General features: G+C 59.0%; 14 protein-coding genes and 1 other RNA gene. 8 read left to right on the top strand and 7 right to left on the bottom strand.

Annotated elements, in window-relative coordinates:
* Positions 1-37: 37 nt before the first annotated feature.
* The 4 genes from PH558_RS04210 to PH558_RS04225 form a co-directional block, all read right to left on the bottom strand.
* Positions 38-1,228, bottom strand: a complete 1,191-nt coding sequence (locus PH558_RS04210) for a lytic murein transglycosylase (protein ID WP_446740086.1) — start codon at positions 1,226-1,228, stop codon at positions 38-40.
* 133 nt (positions 1,229-1,361) lie between these two features.
* A complete protein-coding gene (locus PH558_RS04215) occupies positions 1,362-2,153 on the bottom strand; it encodes a glycoside hydrolase family 25 protein (protein ID WP_113230490.1) in 792 nt (263 codons plus the stop codon).
* Between the two features lie 212 nt (positions 2,154-2,365).
* Positions 2,366-3,040: a class I SAM-dependent methyltransferase gene (locus PH558_RS04220; RefSeq protein ID WP_483314119.1), complete on the bottom strand. Its 675-nt coding sequence runs from the start codon at positions 3,038-3,040 to the stop codon at positions 2,366-2,368.
* The gene (locus PH558_RS04225) at positions 3,037-4,284 is read right to left on the bottom strand and encodes a BtaA family protein (protein ID WP_285202352.1); all 1,248 of its coding nucleotides are present in this window, start codon (positions 4,282-4,284) and stop codon (positions 3,037-3,039) included. The genes PH558_RS04220 and PH558_RS04225 overlap by 4 nt, the downstream gene beginning before the upstream one ends.
* Positions 4,285-4,476: 192 nt before the next feature.
* On the opposite strand from PH558_RS04225, the gene PH558_RS04230 reads away from it, so the two are divergent.
* Entirely contained in the window at positions 4,477-5,865 is a 1,389-nt protein-coding gene (locus tag PH558_RS04230) for a serine hydrolase domain-containing protein (RefSeq protein ID WP_285202353.1), read from the top strand.
* Positions 5,866-5,893: 28 nt separating this feature from the next.
* On the opposite strand, the gene PH558_RS04235 is transcribed toward PH558_RS04230, so the two are convergent.
* From PH558_RS04235 to PH558_RS04245, 3 genes are all read right to left on the bottom strand, one after another.
* Positions 5,894-7,057 (bottom strand): lytic transglycosylase domain-containing protein, encoded by a 1,164-nt coding sequence (locus tag PH558_RS04235; RefSeq protein ID WP_095435285.1) that lies wholly within the window; start codon positions 7,055-7,057, stop codon positions 5,894-5,896.
* Positions 7,058-7,191: 134 nt separating this feature from the next.
* The gene (locus PH558_RS04240; protein ID WP_069612548.1) at positions 7,192-7,827 is read right to left on the bottom strand and encodes a LysE family translocator; all 636 of its coding nucleotides are present in this window, start codon (positions 7,825-7,827) and stop codon (positions 7,192-7,194) included.
* Between the two features lie 120 nt (positions 7,828-7,947).
* Complete coding sequence (locus PH558_RS04245) at positions 7,948-9,159, bottom strand: pyrophosphate--fructose-6-phosphate 1-phosphotransferase (RefSeq protein WP_285202355.1); 1,212 nt, start codon at positions 9,157-9,159, stop codon at positions 7,948-7,950.
* Between the two features lie 274 nt (positions 9,160-9,433).
* On the opposite strand from PH558_RS04245, the gene PH558_RS04250 reads away from it, so the two are divergent.
* The 7 genes from PH558_RS04250 to rsmH all read left to right on the top strand — a co-directional run bounded on the left by PH558_RS04250 (position 9,434) and on the right by rsmH (position 15,377).
* Positions 9,434-10,144 (top strand): J domain-containing protein, encoded by a 711-nt coding sequence (locus PH558_RS04250; RefSeq protein ID WP_095435282.1) that lies wholly within the window; start codon positions 9,434-9,436, stop codon positions 10,142-10,144.
* On the top strand, positions 10,141-10,902 hold the full coding sequence (locus tag PH558_RS04255) for an N-acetylmuramoyl-L-alanine amidase (RefSeq protein WP_095435281.1): 762 nt from the start codon (positions 10,141-10,143) through the stop codon (positions 10,900-10,902). Before PH558_RS04250 ends, PH558_RS04255 begins: the two co-directional genes overlap by 4 nt.
* A 267-nt stretch (positions 10,903-11,169) precedes the next feature.
* Complete coding sequence (locus PH558_RS04260) at positions 11,170-11,727, top strand: lytic transglycosylase domain-containing protein (protein ID WP_095435280.1); 558 nt, start codon at positions 11,170-11,172, stop codon at positions 11,725-11,727.
* 78 nt (positions 11,728-11,805) lie between these two features.
* On the top strand, positions 11,806-12,999 hold the full coding sequence (locus PH558_RS04265) for an NAD(P)/FAD-dependent oxidoreductase (protein WP_285202361.1): 1,194 nt from the start codon (positions 11,806-11,808) through the stop codon (positions 12,997-12,999).
* A 67-nt stretch (positions 13,000-13,066) separates the two neighbouring features.
* An RNA gene (rnpB, locus tag PH558_RS04270) (RNase P RNA component class A) lies at positions 13,067-13,466 on the top strand.
* Between the two features lie 430 nt (positions 13,467-13,896).
* Positions 13,897-14,337 (top strand): division/cell wall cluster transcriptional repressor MraZ, encoded by a 441-nt coding sequence (mraZ, locus tag PH558_RS04275; RefSeq protein ID WP_095436305.1) that lies wholly within the window; start codon positions 13,897-13,899, stop codon positions 14,335-14,337.
* 14 nt (positions 14,338-14,351) lie between these two features.
* The gene (gene rsmH / locus PH558_RS04280) at positions 14,352-15,377 is read left to right on the top strand and encodes a 16S rRNA (cytosine(1402)-N(4))-methyltransferase RsmH (RefSeq protein ID WP_285202363.1); all 1,026 of its coding nucleotides are present in this window, start codon (positions 14,352-14,354) and stop codon (positions 15,375-15,377) included.

Below are 15,377 nucleotides of genomic sequence, written 5' to 3' on the forward strand. Positions count from 1 at the left end.
CATGGAGCCGCCTTTCGATCGACATATAGGAGAGAAATCAGAGCGCGTTGAGCAGTGCCGTCGTTGCCCAGCCGTCGGCCGGCATACCCAGGCGGAACTGTTCCTTCTGGATGGCGACACGCGTGCCGGAGCCGAGGATGCCATCAATCTTGCCGACATCGTAGCCGCGGGCCACGAGCTTGGTCTGAAGCGCCTTCATGTCGACATCGTTCAGGCCTGGCTCGGGATTGCCCTTGTTATAGGGCGGAGCGCCGGCAAATCGGGTGGCGAAATAGGCGGCCGAGGTCGTGTAGATGAACGACTGGTTCCAGCCGAGATAAGTATTGTAGTTCGGATAGGTCAGGAAGGCGGGCCCCTTGCGACCCTGCGGCAGGATGAGAGCGGCGGGTAGGGAGCCGAAGCTCGTATTGCCGTCGCGGGGGGTGACGCCCAGCTTGAACCAATCGCCCGCAGTCAGCGGGCCGCCGATGCCGGATTTTTCCCAGGGAAGATTGTCCGGAACCGTCACCTCCTGCAGCCAGGGCTGGCCGCGCTGGAAGCCGAGATGCTGGAGGAAACGTGCGGTCGTCAGAATGACGTCAGGTGCGCTGGTCTTCAGGTTGACATGGCCATCGCCGTCACCATCGGTGCCATAAGCGATGATGTCGGGCGGCAGCATCTGCGTCTGGCCGATTTCGCCGGCCCATGCGCCCGTCGTCGTTGCCGGGTCGACATCGCCGCGCTGGACGAGTTCGATCAGTGCGATCAGGCGCGGGCGGAAGAAGTCCGGCCGGCGGCAATCGTGCGAGAGGGTGACCAGCGCGTTGCGGGTGTTGAAATTGCCCTGAACGGCACCAAAATCGGTTTCCATCGCCCAGAAGGCGGTGATGACGCCGGGAGGCACGCCATAGTCCTGTTCGGCCTTGGCGAAGATTTCGGCATATTGCTTCATCTTCTGGCGGCCGATGTCGAGGCGCCCCTGGCTGACGGTGCGCTGAGAGAATTCGAGGAAGGTCTGACGGAAGACGCCCTGGCTGCGGTCCATGGCAAGGACCTTCTGGTCGATCTGGGCGCCGGCGAGCGTCTTGTCGGCGGCTGCAGCATCAGCGCCATCCGCAATCGCCTCGGCCTTTACACCAGCGAGGAATGCGTTGAGATCGCCGCCGCAGGCTACTTTTGGAGTGGCATCGCTGCTCGCGGGCGGCACTGTGGCCGGGGCTGCACTTTGTGCCAATGCCGTACCGGTCATGGCTGAGGCGAGGAGCAACGCAAGAGCGCCGCGTCGAATGGTGTGACGATCCATGAGCGATCCTTCCTAGTGATAGAATAGGGTCGCTTTCACAGAAGATTGTGACATAAGCAAGAGAGAAATGGGCCCAGTATTAAGAATTTCCCTGCTTCTCTACTGCAGCCACCCAGTTTTGCCAGTTCTGCTCGGAGCCGCCGAAAACATTGATGTCCGTCGGGCCTTTGATCCCCGGAATGACACCCGTAGATGTATATTGCCAGAAGGCCCAGTTGCGACCCGCATAAGTCTCTTTCGGGTGCTTGGCAACGGATCGGACCCAGAAGTGATAGTCCTGGAAATAGCCGACTAGATTTTCACGATGGAAGTCGACCGAAGTATAGATGATCGGGCGCTTGCCGTAATAAGCCTGCAGGCGATCCATAAAGCGTTTGATCTCGCTGCGTACCGTTTCAGGAGCCGGTCTGGTCTTGCAGGTCGGGGAGCCGGGGTTCCATTCGACGTCGACGACGGGCGGAAGCGCCATGGCATCCTTCGGCACGTTGCGGATGAACCAATCGGCCTGCTCGTCGGCCGTCGAGCAGAAATAGAAGAAATGATAGGGCGCATGCAGAAGCCCAGCAGCGCTCGCTTCATTCCAATACTCGGTGAAGCGCGGATCGATCCGGTCCTTGCCCTCCGTCGCCTTGATGAAGACGAAGGCGACACCCGAACCCTTGACGGCTTTCCAATCGATATCGCCCTGCCACTTGGAAATATCGATGCCATGGATGGGATGGCGCTGCGGATGATCGCGGCCGAAGTCCTGGGGCTTTGTATCGGCGAATCTGGTCTTGGGAAGGGCCGCCGTCGATAAGGCATCATAGCCCGTCGTGCAACCAGTCAAGGCAAGAGCGAGCGGCAGTAGGCATGCCAGAAGCCGGCGCATAGATATCCTGTTATGGCCCGAGTGATCTTGCTGCCCCAAGACTTGGCTTCCGTAATGTGGTCCCCGAGAATCCGAAAGAGCGGCAGACCATACCGTTGCCAGCTGGTCTTGCCACTTTATTCACCATATCAACGTAAAAAATGCGTTATCTTCAAGCAAATTCTTATGCTTGGCGTCTTCGGAACCGAATTCGCGCTGGAATCTGTCGCCGCTCAGGCGCCGTGCCGGGTCGCTACGGCCCGCCAGGCATAACCACGGCCGATCTTTTCGGTTTTCACCGACATGCCCCGCACTGCAGCCTTCTCTTCGAGCACTGTCAGAATATCGGCGCGGGGAGTGACGTGGAATTTCTTCAGCCAGCCTTTGAGTATGGCACGGAACCAGCCTGGCAACCCTTCCTGCTGGCCGAAATCGACGATGTGTAGCTCACCGCCCGGTGCGACAGCATCGAGCGACGCGTCGATGGCATTTTTCCAGTCGGGGATCATCGACAGCGCGTAGGAAATCATGACGCGGTCAAAGCCGTTGGTGCCGAAATCGGCAGCGGAAAAGGCTGTGGCATCGGCGACACGAAAATCCGGCATCTGTTTCAGGCCGCGGAAATTATTGCGGGCGGAAATCAGCATTTCCTGCGAGATATCGAGACCATAAAGGCGGGCAGAAGGGAAGCGCCGATAGGCGAGCAGCATATTGCGGCCTGTGCCGCAGCCCACTTCCAGGAGCGAGCCACCGACGGGAACATTCAGCTGTTCGATCGTTCGATCGCGGCCGAACAGGTAATATTTGCGGGTCAGGTCATAGATGTGGCGCTGATAGCGGTACATGCCGTCCATCAGCTTGGCGTGGTTGTTCGCGCTGTTTTCTATGCCCGTATCCGCCTGGCTCACGCTTTTTTTCCGTAGATGTGGAAGCCGCCATAGATGGCCGAACGGTCACGAGTGTTAAGTTCCTGTGAGCGCTCCTCGAAATAGACCCACTGATCACGGATCGCGGGAGAGAGGCGGCCCTCGATGATGCTCTTTTCGGCAGCCGTGCGGAAGATTACGCGGGCGCCTTCGCGCGCCGTACGGGTGATCTCCGCCCAAAGGCCGTTGAGCTGCTCGTCGGTCATCCAGTCCTGCGCATCGAGCAGGACATAGCGATCGCGCGAGGCAGCCGGCTTCGAAGCGAGAAGCTCGGTGAAATTGGCGTGATGGACGCTCACACGATCGGCATTGGCGCGGATCGCCGCATAGTGTTCCGGCTTGAGATAGGTGGGCAGAGGCCCCTGGTGCTGGGCAGCGTAGCGCCGAGAGAATGCCTGCCAGGCAAAGTAATTGTCGCGCATCGGGAAATGACAGGCGAGCTTTTCGAGCCGATGTTTCAGCACGGCGGAAATGGAATCGTCGCTCGCGAGACTCGCAAGTTCGTCATATTGCTGCGGCGGGATGCCGAGGCCGAAGAGCGAACTCTTGCGGCCAAGCAGCCAGCGGACCGCCGGCTTGTCGAAGATCGGAGCGATCTCCTCTTCAAAGAACTGACGCTGCTCGCGCATCGTGCGGGCTTCCGTCATCTTGTCGAGGCGGACGCCGTGCAGGCGTGCCAGTATATGGGCAGCGCCGATGAACCGACCGAGAAGGCCGGTCTTGTAGATGTTGCGGTTGAAGACCGTGATGCGGCGGCGGCCATAAAGATCGCGACCATCCCAGTAGTCAGCCGTTGCCGTGTCGAGGCGCGGCGCGATGAACTGGTCGTAGGCCTGGCTATTGGCCGCAATGTCGGGGGTCCCGAAGAAGCGCACCAGGTCGGCATGACCGGGAAGCAGGCGGAAGGCCGCGAGCTTCAGCTTGTTCAGTGCGATGTGGTGGCGATTGAGATCGACGACATCGATGGATGCCGGATTTTGCGAGAGGTAGGCGAGCATGTTGCAGCCGCCTGAACCGATGGTGACGATGCGATGATGCGCCTGCAGCTCCATCGCCTCCATATCGATATCCGGATCTTCCCAGATCTGCGGATAGACAAGGCCGGAAAACAACATGCCGAACAAGCGCTCGGAGAGACCCGCTTTGGACAATGCCTTGTGCTGCAGCAGAGCGTCCTTGAGTTTCCGGTTCTTTTGGAGACCGGCATCCGGGGCGAATTCCGTCATCTGAGTCTTGTCACCGATTTGTGAAGTTCAGGGCGTGTAACCCGGCAATGCTACAGTCTGATGACGCGGGCTGTTGGCAGATCCGGTGGAGAAGCATCCTTGCACATATTTAAGGAGCTCTAACCATCATAGGTCTTTCATCTTGCTGCGTTTCCTGATTGTCTCCGCCTACCTTTCTGGAGAATATGTGACATGCGTTTGATATCGAGAGTGATCGGGGCTCTTATTGTTCTGCTGCTGATCATTGTCGCCGGCGGGGCCGTCTGGCTCTCTCTTTATCCGCCGGAATTGCTGAAGGTCGGTGATGGCTACGCGGCAAAGATCGTCTGCTCCAATACGTTCGTGGCCAAACGGGACCCGGATAAGGTGATGGAGGAGGATGTGCAGGCTCCCGGCAATCCGGCATTGAAGCTCATTCGCGTCTATGTCGACCGGGACGAGGGGGTCGTCACGGCCCGCTTCCTTGGGCTGTTTGCGCCGAACCGTGCGCTCTATCGCGGGGCGCTCGGTTGCGCGCTGGTGCCGGACGGTGATCTGCAGGCGGCCCGCAGCGCTGTCTTCCTCAACAAGGTCAAGGCGCCGAAGAACGATGCTGTGTGGCCGGATGGGGATACGGTAAACCTCGGTCAGGACGGCGAGGGGACGAAACTTGCCAACATCGTATCGAATTCGGATCTCGCCGGGCCTGCCATGCGCGCGATCGTTGTCGTCAAAGACGGGCGCATCGTCGCTGAAACTTATGGCGATGGCTTCAGCAAGGCAACGCCGCTGATCGGCTGGTCGATGACCAAGACGGTCAATGCCGCCATCATCGGCCGACTCATGCTGGCCGGGCGCATGTCCTTTGACGATCAAAATCTTCTGCCGCAATGGAGCGCTGACTCACGCAAGGACATCAAGCTCAGCGATCTTCTTGCCATGGAAAGCGGGCTTGCGTTCAACGAATCCTATGGCACCGTATCGGATGTAACGCGCATGCTCTATCTCGACGCGGACGTGACCAGCATAGCAGCCAACGCGCATCAGTTGGCAGCGCCGGGTGAGCGTTTCAGCTATTCCAGCGGTACAGCAGCGCTGCTTTCGCGCCTCTGGATGAACCGGCTGCCCAATCTGAGCGCTGCCATCTCCTATCCGCGCGAGGCACTTTTCGGGCCGCTTGGCATGTATAGCGCCGTTTTCGAGGCCGATGAGCGCGGCACCTTCGTCGGCAGCTCCTATCTCTATGCCAATGCCCGGGACTGGGCGCGCTTTGGTCTCTTTCTGCTGCAGGATGGGGTATGGAATGGGCACCGCCTGCTGCCGGAAGGCTTTGTCGGCGCCATGCGCACGCCGACGAATGCTTCCGAGGGCGTTTATTCGCAGGTTCAGGCCTGGCTTGCAGGCCCCGGCGGCTCCAACGCGCAATTCGGCCTGCCTGCGGATACCTTCTGGATGACCGGCCACGACGGTCAAACGATCGCAATCGTCCCGTCGGCCAATCTCGTTGTCGTCCGGATGGGGTTGACGCCGACCTGGGCATATTATCGACCGCAAATCTTGGTGAAGCGGATCATGGATACAATAAAGCCGGCCACGAACTAGGCCGGCTTCTCATAAGGTTCTGGTAAAATCAATAATTGCCGTTAGCGACGTCCGTCAGGCCTTTGCGCTTGGCGTCGTAATAATAGCCGCGGGCATAAAGCTGGACGGCGTTGGCTTCTTTGTTCTGAGCCTTGCTGTCCGCCGTCATCCAGGCACCGCGTAGATATTTGGCGGCATATTTGATGTTGGTTTCGGCATCAAGGAGGCCGGATGCCGGGCCTTCGTAGCCCATGGACTTAGCCGTATTGTACTTGATCTGCATCAGGCCGAAGTATCCGGCGCGGTTATAGGCTTTCGGATTGTAGCGGCTTTCACGGTGAACGACGCGATGGATCAGGGATTCCGGAATTTCATAGATCTTGGCATATTTCTGAATGAGCTTCGTTACGTAGCTCTTTTCCGCAGCCGGGACGTCGGAATCGTAATTTGGAGTGTTGGTGGTGGTCATGACAGCGGGAACGACCGTCGGGCCGCTGCTGTCGAAATTGAAGTCATAATGCATGCGGTTGTCCGCATAGCGCGGAATGCCGATCTGGGCGGGCGTGGCGAAGGCGACCTCTGCCTGTGCCGTCGAATCCGGACGCGGCGTCGGGACGGCAACCTGAATGGCCGCTACATCCGATGTCATCGGAATGGTCGGCTCGCTCTGAGCCACGGAGGCGGAAACCGGCGTGAGGGCGGCATCGCCTGGACGTGCCGGATTGGGCATGGGGATCGCAACCACGGAAGGCACCAGGGGCACGTCGGATGCTGCATAAGCCGCTGCGGCTGACGTGCCGCCGGCGGGCGCGCCCGTTGCTGCAGCGATTGCGGCGGTTCCCTGATTGGCAGCATTCGCCACAGGCGCGCCGAAGCGTCCCTGTGCGGCATCCATCTGTTGCTGGCTTACCGTTGCTGCTGCCACGTTTGCAGTGCCCGGAGCAAGTCGGCCGGACTTTGCCATTGCCATTTGTTGCGGCTGCTGCGGGCCGATGAAGCCCGGTGCTGCTGCGACCATTGCGGCGCCTGCGGGTGCAGCTGCGCCAGTTGCGGTCAGGGTCGTATTCGGATGCGGCACGTTGGCGTGTGCCGACGGGAGTTCTGCCTGAGACGTCTGCTGCTGCTGAGTGCTTGCGCACCCGGCGAGAGCGCCGCACATCACTGCCGATAAGGCAACGCTGCGCTTCAGGCTGGGAAATCCGATCGTTACCATTCTGTCACTTTCGAAAAAACCAAACCTAATTTCGATGCAATTCGGCCACAGGACCGCCAAATTCGGTCACAGGATCGATAAAATTATGAATCCCCATTAACCTATCCGTGATCGCCTCGCAACCCTGCACCGGCTTAGGCGGCCATCCGGCGGTATCCGGCGGTCACCGCGCCAGCTGCAATCAACAGGGTTCCGCCCGTTCTGTTAACGGCGCGCTGCACGCTTGCCTTGCGAATGAAGCCGCGCGCTAGGTCGGCGACGAACACGTAAATGAGTGAGTTCAGCGCCGCCAAAGTGAGGAAAGTTGCCTCCAGAATAAGCGTTTGCTGAAGAAATGGCTTCGACATGTCGAGAAATTGTGGAACGAATGCAATGAAAAAGACGATGCTCTTCGGGTTGAGAGCTGTTACAACATATGCGTGTAAGAGAATTTTTAACGGTTTTTCCTCTGGGAGATTGTCATTGTCGCCCAGAGGACCCGTCACAATCGGGGCTCTCCAGAGCTTGATTCCGAGGAAAACGAGGTAGGCTGCGCCGATCAGCTTAAGAATCGTGAATAGTGTCGCTGATGTGGCGAGGAGAGCGCCGAGACCCGCTAGCGATGCGGTCATTGCGGTGAAATCGCCAAGCGTCACGCCCGTCACCGTTGCCAGGGCCGTCTTGCGGCCGTGGCCGAGCGCATAGGATATGACAAGGAGAATGGTCGGACCCGGTATGGCCAGCATGATGCAGGACGCGGCGGCGAAAGCGAGCCAGGTTTCGATGGACATAGAATCCTCCTCTATTCCTCTTCCGCCGTCAGCAAAGACATTGGATTTGCGATCCGTCAATCCGCCTGATTGTCAATCAGGCGGATTGACCACCGATTAAGCCGATTGATCGCAGATCGGTCAGGCTTGTGAGTATTTCTGCCCGATATGGTCCATGACTTCGGCGAACCAGGGAGCGGAGATATCGAAGGCTTTGCCGCCCTTGATGCGCGGGAATTCGATGACCCGCAGCTTACCGCCCTGACCTTCATCATGCCCCGTGACGCCGGACACCTTATTGAGGGCACTTTCCACCGCGAGGTCGACCATGCCCTGAATCAGGCGCAGATCCTCGCCGTTTGCGGGGGCGGAGCGTGCGAAATAGCCCGACTTCTGTACCATGGAGCGTTCGGCGCCGATGATCGCTGCGAACTGCTTCTGGAACCAGCCGCCGACATTGATCGTATCGATCTTTACGTGGCCGAAAGCGTCGCGCTTGACGGTTTCCCCGGAGGCTTCCCGTTCGGCAACGATGGCGTCGAGGCCGGCACCTTCCGATACGAAGAGCGTCACCTGGCCGGTCTTCTCCATGATATTGCGCAGGCGTTCGCCTTCCACTTCGATATCGAATGCCATTTCCGGCAGATACAGGCCGTCGATGCCCTTCATCTCGGCGTTCATCATGAAGCCTTCTACATATTCGTTCGTGCTGCTCTTCTGGATATAGGCGCGCGCGGTTGCCGCCGTCAGCCATCCACAGTGGCGGCCCATCACTTCATGAATGACGAGCGTTTTCGGTGCTGCGGTCTGTTCGTTGCTGACATTGTCGAAGAAGTGAGCGCCGACTTCGGCGGCCGTCCAGGCCCCGAGGGACTGGCGGATCGGCACGATGTCGTTATCAACAGTCTTCGGCAGGCCGACGACGGTCAGATCATAGCCGTTGGCGCCCAGATAGGCAGCAAGATCGGCAGCCGTCGTATTGGTGTCGTCGCCGCCGATCGTATGAAGGATGGTCACGCCGTCGGACGCCAGTCGCTCGGCTGCGACGCGCAGCGGGTTTTCGCCTTCCTTGACCAGGCCGCGCTTGACGCAGTCTGCGATGTTGGTGAGCTTGACGCGGCTGTTGCCGATCGGCGAGCCGCCATAGCGATGCAGCAGATAGGCGCGCTCGCGCATGGTCTCGGTCACCTCGATGCTGTCACCCAGCAGAACCCCCTGATAGCCGGAACGATAGGCGATGATGTCGAGATCGGGCGCCACATCGCTATAGCGCTGGATCAGCCCGCCAACGGCAGACGAAAGGCAGGGCGCCAATCCACCGGCAGTGAGCATTGCGACTTTCTGTTTGGCCATGGGGATCCTCCTTGCAGACAAGCTGCTTCATTTCAATGGTTGCGGTGGAATGGATGCGACAGGCAGGCAAGGGTGTAAAGTAAAGAATTTAAGAAAGCGGCGGTTTGTTTCGTCTTCAAAACCCGGGCGAGGCGATTGGATGATAGTTCGCATTTGCAGCATCATTACCAAATTGTGAAAAGTGTTTTCGGGCTTGCGACGAATGGACTGCTTGCAATGGCAACCATTATTTGATCAAGGTGTTCTACTGTTTCAGTAGGATATAGAGACCGGCATGTCGTTCTGGGAAAAATTGCTGAATGCTATCGGTAGCACTGCCGGCAATGCCCTGTCGGCGGTGGTCGAGGCTATTCGCACCGTCTTTGAAGGCGATCCGGAGACGCGCCGTAAGGTGGCATTTTCCGTCGCCATAATCGCTCTTTCCGCCAAAATGGCGAAAGCAGACGGTGTGGTGACGGAAAACGAGGTCAACGCGTTCCGCGAGATCTTTGAATTTCCTCCCGATCAGGCGAAAAACGTCGCCCGCCTTTATAATCTGGCGCGCCAGGACGTGGCCGGTTACGAAGCTTATGCGGAGCGGCTGTCCTCCCTTTGCGAGACCTGCACGAAGAATTGCCCGGTACTGGAAGACGTACTCGATGGTCTTTTCCATATCGCCAAGGCAGATGGCCTGATCCATGAGAAGGAAATGGATTTCCTTCAGCATGTGGCCGAAATCTTTCATATGAGTGAAGAGCGGTTCGAGCAGATCATGGCCCGCCATGTGAATGTTGGCGGCCGCGATCCCTACAAGGTGCTCGGCGTCTCGCGCCAGGACGATTTCCCGACGATCCGCCGTCGCTATCATGGCCTCGTCTACGAGAACCATCCGGATCGCCTCGTGTCGCGTGGGGTGCCGGAAGAGTTCCATGTCATCGCCAATGAGCGCATGGCGGCTCTGAATGCGGCTTATGCCGAGATCGAGAAAGAACGCCGCGCAGCATGAGTGCATTCAAGGCCGATTTCGCTCGCGCCCATGTGCAACCTTCGCCGAACCATGGCGAGAGGCGGGATGGGCGTCGGCCTGACATCGTCCTTTTGCATTATACCGGCATGGGGACCGCCGAAGGAGCTTTGGACTGGCTCTGTCGTCCGGAGAGTCAGGTGTCGAGCCACTATTTCGTCTTCGAGGACGGGCGGATCATGCAGCTTGTTCCCGAGGAGCGCCGAGCGTGGCATGCGGGTAAGAGCTCGTGGCATGGTGAGACCGATATCAATTCATCGTCGATCGGCATCGAGATCGCCAATGCCGGTCATCCGGGCGGACTTCCTGAATTCCCCGATGCGCAGATCGAAGCGGTGATCGAACTGTGTCGTGATTGCGGCCAACGCTGGGCAATCGCGCCTGAACGGGTGCTTGGACACTCCGATGTTGCCCCTGTGCGTAAGGTCGATCCGGGTGAGAAATTCCCCTGGGCGCGGCTGGCCGCGGCCGGTGTCGGGCATTGGGTTGAGCCGGCTTCGATCACCGGCGGTCGCTTCTTCCAGAAGGGCGATGTCGGTCAGCCGATAGAGGCCTTGCAGTCGATGCTTTCGCTCTATGGCTATAGCACTGAAATAAATGGCGAATTCTCGGAAAAACTGAAGGGCGATGTCGAAGCCTTCCAGCGCCATTTTCGGCAGGAGCGCGTGGACGGCATTGCCGACTTTTCGACGATCGATACGCTTCATCGTCTGCTAGCCGCGCTGCCGCGCTATTCCTGAATTCGTTCCATCCTGTCATCGGTGTTTATAGCCGGCTATAGATGCGAAAACGCGTAACACCCTGCTGCGCCACAGCTTTTCCCTATTATCTCCGCATTGCATTGGTCTAACGACGCTCGCTGAACGGCGGTCGCGCCGTCTAGGTTTGTGTGTCGCGCGACCGTAGACGACTAATGGGGACTGTGCATTCCGGCGGCTCTTTTTGCCTCCAGCCGGACGTGATGGCTTGCGCTATCCGCGGTCCCGCCCCTGGAGACAAAAGACTACATGAAAAATTTGATTGTTGCGGCTGTGGCATGCGTGGGCGTGCTGCTGGCGGGATATGATTCTGCCTCTGCAGGCGAGCGCCATGTGAAGCAGAAAACGGTTTCTCTCAAGATCGTCAGCCGCACCACCGGCTTTCCGGTTCCCAATGTTCCCGCCGAATTGCGCGACGCCGAGACCTCCTTCGCACGACAAAATCGCTATTCCGCGCTGATTGCCAAATATGCCAAGCAGAACGGCGTTGCAGTTGAACTCGCCACTGCCGTCATTCAGATCGAAAGCAATTTCAATCCGAAAACTCGTGGAAGTGCAGGCGAAATCGGCTTGATGCAGATCAAGCCGGCGACCGCCAAGCTGATGGGCTATACCGGCCGCAGCAAGGGTCTCTACGATCCCGAAACGAACATCAAGTTCGGCATGAAATATCTTGCCATGGCGCAGGATCTCGGCGGCGGACCGACCTGCAACACCATCCTCAAATACAATGCCGGCCACGGCGCCACGCGCATGAACCCGATCTCGAAGCGTTATTGCGGTAAGGTGCTTGCCCTTCTGGACTGACATTCACGCTGGGATTTCGGGTAGGGCGGAATCGTTTTCCGTGCTATCGAAATCGCGACTGTGGATGAGGGTTACAGTATGGCAGTGGATTTCAGGTTCATCGTCGTTGGCCGGGGCATGATGGGGGCAGCCGCTGCCCGTCACCTGGCGAACCAAACGGACGGCGTTGCCGTCATCGGGCCGGATGAACCTGAAGATCGCGCCAGCCATCAGGGCGTATTCGGCAGTCATTACGACGAAGGCCGCATCACCCGCACGATTGACCCGGACACGGACTGGGCCCGTCTCGCAAACCGTTCGATCGGCCGTTATGCGGATATCGAACGGGATAGCGGCATTCAATTCTATGCCCCCGTCGGCTGCCTTGTTGTCGGGCCGGAGCGGGGCGGTGAAATAGCTTATGTCGGTGATGTCGTAGAAGCGGCCAGGCGGCTCGGCGTGCGAACCGATATCCTCGATGATGCCGAACTCAAGGCGAAGTTTCCCTTCTTCTCCTTCGCATCGGGAAGCGAAGGGGTCTTCGAACCGCACGGGGCCGGCCATATCAGCCCGCGCCGGCTGGTCAAGGCACAATCCCTGCTGGCGGAAAAGGCAGGCGCGCGCGTGATCAAGCAGACGGCGCTGTCGATCCGCGACGAGGGCGGCCTAGCTGTTGTGACGACCGCCGAGGGCGAGACATTCCGCGCCGAAAAAATATTGCTCGCTGCCGGCGGTTTCTCCATTGCCGAGAATCTCTTGCCGCGACCTGTTGAGATGAAGGTTTATGGCCGCACGGTCACTTTCTTCGAGGTGAGCGAGGCGGAAGCCCAAGCCCTTTCCGGCATGCCATCGCTGATATCGAAGGCGGCTGATGATGTGGACAGCATCTATATGCTGCCGCCGATCCGCTATCCGGACGGCAAATATTACATGAAGATTGGTGGCGATCCCGATGATCTGCAATTCAAGACCGAAGCGGAACTGCGCGCCTGGTTCCGCACCGCCGGCCGCGACAAGGCTCGCGAGCATCTGGTGCGAATATTCCATGAGCTCGTTCCAGGAGTGAGGCTGCCACCGGCTTTCACCAATTCCTGTGCCGTCTCCTATTCGCCAACGGGCTATCCCATGATCGGCTATACCTCTTCGTCCCGTGTTGCTGTTCTGACAGGTGGCTGCGGTACAGCCGCCAAGAGTTCCGATGAAATCGGACGGCTCGGGGCGGAACTGCTGCTTACAGGCCGAATCAAGGACGAAGGCTACAGCACGGATTTCTCAGCGCATTTCCGCAACTGACATCCGCTCTTCACAAACCAGCATATTTCGGTGGCAATTGCGGACGGTCTCGGTTAATGAGCCTGTGCCAGTTGGCCGGGCAGCCGCGCTTCATCAATGCCGAAAGGCGATGGGGTGAGGAAAGTCCGGGCTCCACGGAAACACGGTGCCGGATAACGTCCGGCGGGGGCAACCTCAGGGAAAGTGCCACAGAAAGCAAACCGCCCGATCTCCGGATCGGGTAAGGGTGAAAGGGTGGGGTAAGAGCCCACCGCGTCTCTGGCAACAGCGACGGCACGGAAAACCCCACCGGGAGCAAAACCGAATAGGGATGACACGGAGTGCGCAAGCGCTCCAGCCTGTTTCCGGGCCGGTCATCCGGGTGGGTTGCACGAGGCGTCGCGCAAGCGGCGTCCCAGATGAATGGCTGCCACGTTCCGGCCTTGGCCGGAGCCATACAGAACCCGGCTTACAGGCCAACTGGCAAATCATCGCGCTACTTCGGGCGGCGCGTCCAAGGCAACCGCCAAATAATTTTTGAAGCTGCCGAATGCCCTGCATTTCAAGGTTTTCAGCCCTCGATAGGCGAGGGTTTTAGCTTGTTAAAACAATCTGTTTCGGGACGTATCCTGAAGCCGATCCTAACCTTTCGTTAAACTTAACGTCTTATGAATATTCAGGCTGCGGCCACGTCTGACGTGGCTTCATCCCATTGACGCCCATATGGTCCCATGGTATCCCAAAAGAACACTGCACAAGGGCAAATCAGAGCCCACTTATCGCAAAGCCATGATTGCTCCCGTTCTGGGAGTGTTGAAGGGGTGTCGGCTCTTTCGGCCTGCGAAGCTGTGTCCGATTTTGGCTGTGCCTGTAAGCGAGTAGCGGCTTGCGGGTCATGGGGGACGGGTGTTTCGCGTCATGAACCGCTTCCTGTCAAATGCGACCAACCGGATCGATTCCAAGGGGCGGGTTTCCGTGCCGGCGGCGTTTCGTTCTGTGTTGGCCGAACGCAATATCCAGGAGCTGTACTGCTTTCAGGATTTTGTGTTTCCGGCGATCAGCGTCGGCGGTCTCGATCTGCTCGATCGCTTCGAGCGGCAGATTGCTGCGGACGATCCATTTTCGCCGGCGGCGAACCAGATGTCGCTCCTCATTCACGGGGGCGGGGTCTTCATGAGGCTCGATGCGGAAGGGCGGCTGATGGTCACGGATTTCATTCGCGACTTCACCGGGATCGCAAGCGAGGTAACTTTCGTCGGTCGGGCGGATCATTTTCAATTGTGGCGACCGGAGGCCTTTCTGGCCTTGCAGTCGCAGGCACGAGAGGAGCGCAGGCTGGCGGGCAGGCGCTCGGAATAGAGCGGGGAAACGGAATGGCGGCGAATTCAGGCGGAGGTTCTTCTGATGCCGGTGGCGGACCGGTTCGTCACATTCCGGTTCTTCTTCCCGAGGTGTTGGAGGCGCTGGCTCCGGCGCCTGGCAAGGTCATCCTCGATGGAACGTTCGGGGCTGGCGGCTATACCTCAGCCATCCTCAATGCCGGCGCCAATGTGATCGCGCTCGATCGCGATCCGACAGCGATTGCTGCGGGGCAGGTGCTCGTTTCCGCCCACGCCGGCCACCTGAAACTTATTCAATCACAGTTTTCTCATCTAGCTGATCATGCGCCCGACGGCGGCCTTGATGGTGTCGTGCTCGATATCGGCGTTTCCTCCATGCAGCTCGACGAGGCCGGGCGCGGTTTCTCCTTCAACAAGAACGGCCCGCTCGACATGCGCATGTCGGCAAGTGGTGTCTCGGCCGCCGATGTCGTCAACCGTGCAAAGCTTGCCGATCTCATTCGTATCTTCGTGTTTCTGGGCGAGGAAAAGCAGGCGCCGCGCATCGCTCATGCGATCGAGAAGCGGCGCGCGGAAGCTCCTTTCGTGACCACTCGCGATCTGGCCGGGTTGATCGAGGTCGTGACGCCGCGAAAGGCGAAGGACAAGATTCATCCAGCGACGCGGGTCTTTCAGGCCCTGCGGATTTTCGTCAATGACGAGCTCGGTGAGCTGGCTCAGGCGTTGTTTGCCGCCGAGCGCGCCCTCAAGCCGGGCGGGCGCCTCGTCGTCGTGACCTTCCATTCGCTGGAGGATCGCATCGTCAAGAAGTTCTTTGCCGACCGCTCGGGTCGTGCCGCCGGATCGCGTCACATGCCGATCGTGAACGAACGGCCTGCCACCTTCGAGCCCGTCGGCAAGTCGATGATTTCTGCGAGCGATGCCGAGGCGGAAGCCAATCCACGCGCTCGTTCGGCCAAGTTGCGTGCGGGGGTTCGCACCTTGGCTCCGGCAGGGGCGGTAGATCTTTCGATCTTCGATCTGCCCAGTCTCGCCAGTCTTGGAAAGCTTGGGGGCTAA

Origin of the sequence: Rhizobium pantanalense (assembly GCF_030182525.1) — a bacterium.
Lineage (GTDB): Bacteria > Pseudomonadota > Alphaproteobacteria > Rhizobiales > Rhizobiaceae > Rhizobium.

Excerpts from the sequence above, each read along its gene's own strand:
- PH558_RS04255 (WP_095435281.1), top strand. The coding sequence starts at position 10,141 with ATGAGTGCATTCAAGGCCGATTTCGCTCGCGCCCATGTGCAACCTTCG.
- PH558_RS04225 (WP_285202352.1), bottom strand. The coding sequence starts at position 4,284 with ATGACGGAATTCGCCCCGGATGCCGGTCTCCAAAAGAACCGGAAACTC.
- PH558_RS04245 (WP_285202355.1), bottom strand. The coding sequence starts at position 9,159 with ATGGCCAAACAGAAAGTCGCAATGCTCACTGCCGGTGGATTGGCGCCC.
- PH558_RS04230 (WP_285202353.1), top strand. The coding sequence starts at position 4,477 with ATGCGTTTGATATCGAGAGTGATCGGGGCTCTTATTGTTCTGCTGCTG.
- mraZ (WP_095436305.1), top strand. The coding sequence starts at position 13,897 with ATGAACCGCTTCCTGTCAAATGCGACCAACCGGATCGATTCCAAGGGG.
- PH558_RS04260 (WP_095435280.1), top strand. The coding sequence starts at position 11,170 with ATGAAAAATTTGATTGTTGCGGCTGTGGCATGCGTGGGCGTGCTGCTG.
- rsmH (WP_285202363.1), top strand. The coding sequence starts at position 14,352 with ATGGCGGCGAATTCAGGCGGAGGTTCTTCTGATGCCGGTGGCGGACCG.
- PH558_RS04210 (WP_446740086.1), bottom strand. The coding sequence starts at position 1,228 with ATGACCGGTACGGCATTGGCACAAAGTGCAGCCCCGGCCACAGTGCCG.
- PH558_RS04235 (WP_095435285.1), bottom strand. The coding sequence starts at position 7,057 with ATGGTAACGATCGGATTTCCCAGCCTGAAGCGCAGCGTTGCCTTATCG.
- PH558_RS04265 (WP_285202361.1), top strand. The coding sequence starts at position 11,806 with ATGGCAGTGGATTTCAGGTTCATCGTCGTTGGCCGGGGCATGATGGGG.
- PH558_RS04240 (WP_069612548.1), bottom strand. The coding sequence starts at position 7,827 with ATGTCCATCGAAACCTGGCTCGCTTTCGCCGCCGCGTCCTGCATCATG.
- PH558_RS04215 (WP_113230490.1), bottom strand. The coding sequence starts at position 2,153 with ATGCGCCGGCTTCTGGCATGCCTACTGCCGCTCGCTCTTGCCTTGACT.
- PH558_RS04250 (WP_095435282.1), top strand. The coding sequence starts at position 9,434 with ATGTCGTTCTGGGAAAAATTGCTGAATGCTATCGGTAGCACTGCCGGC.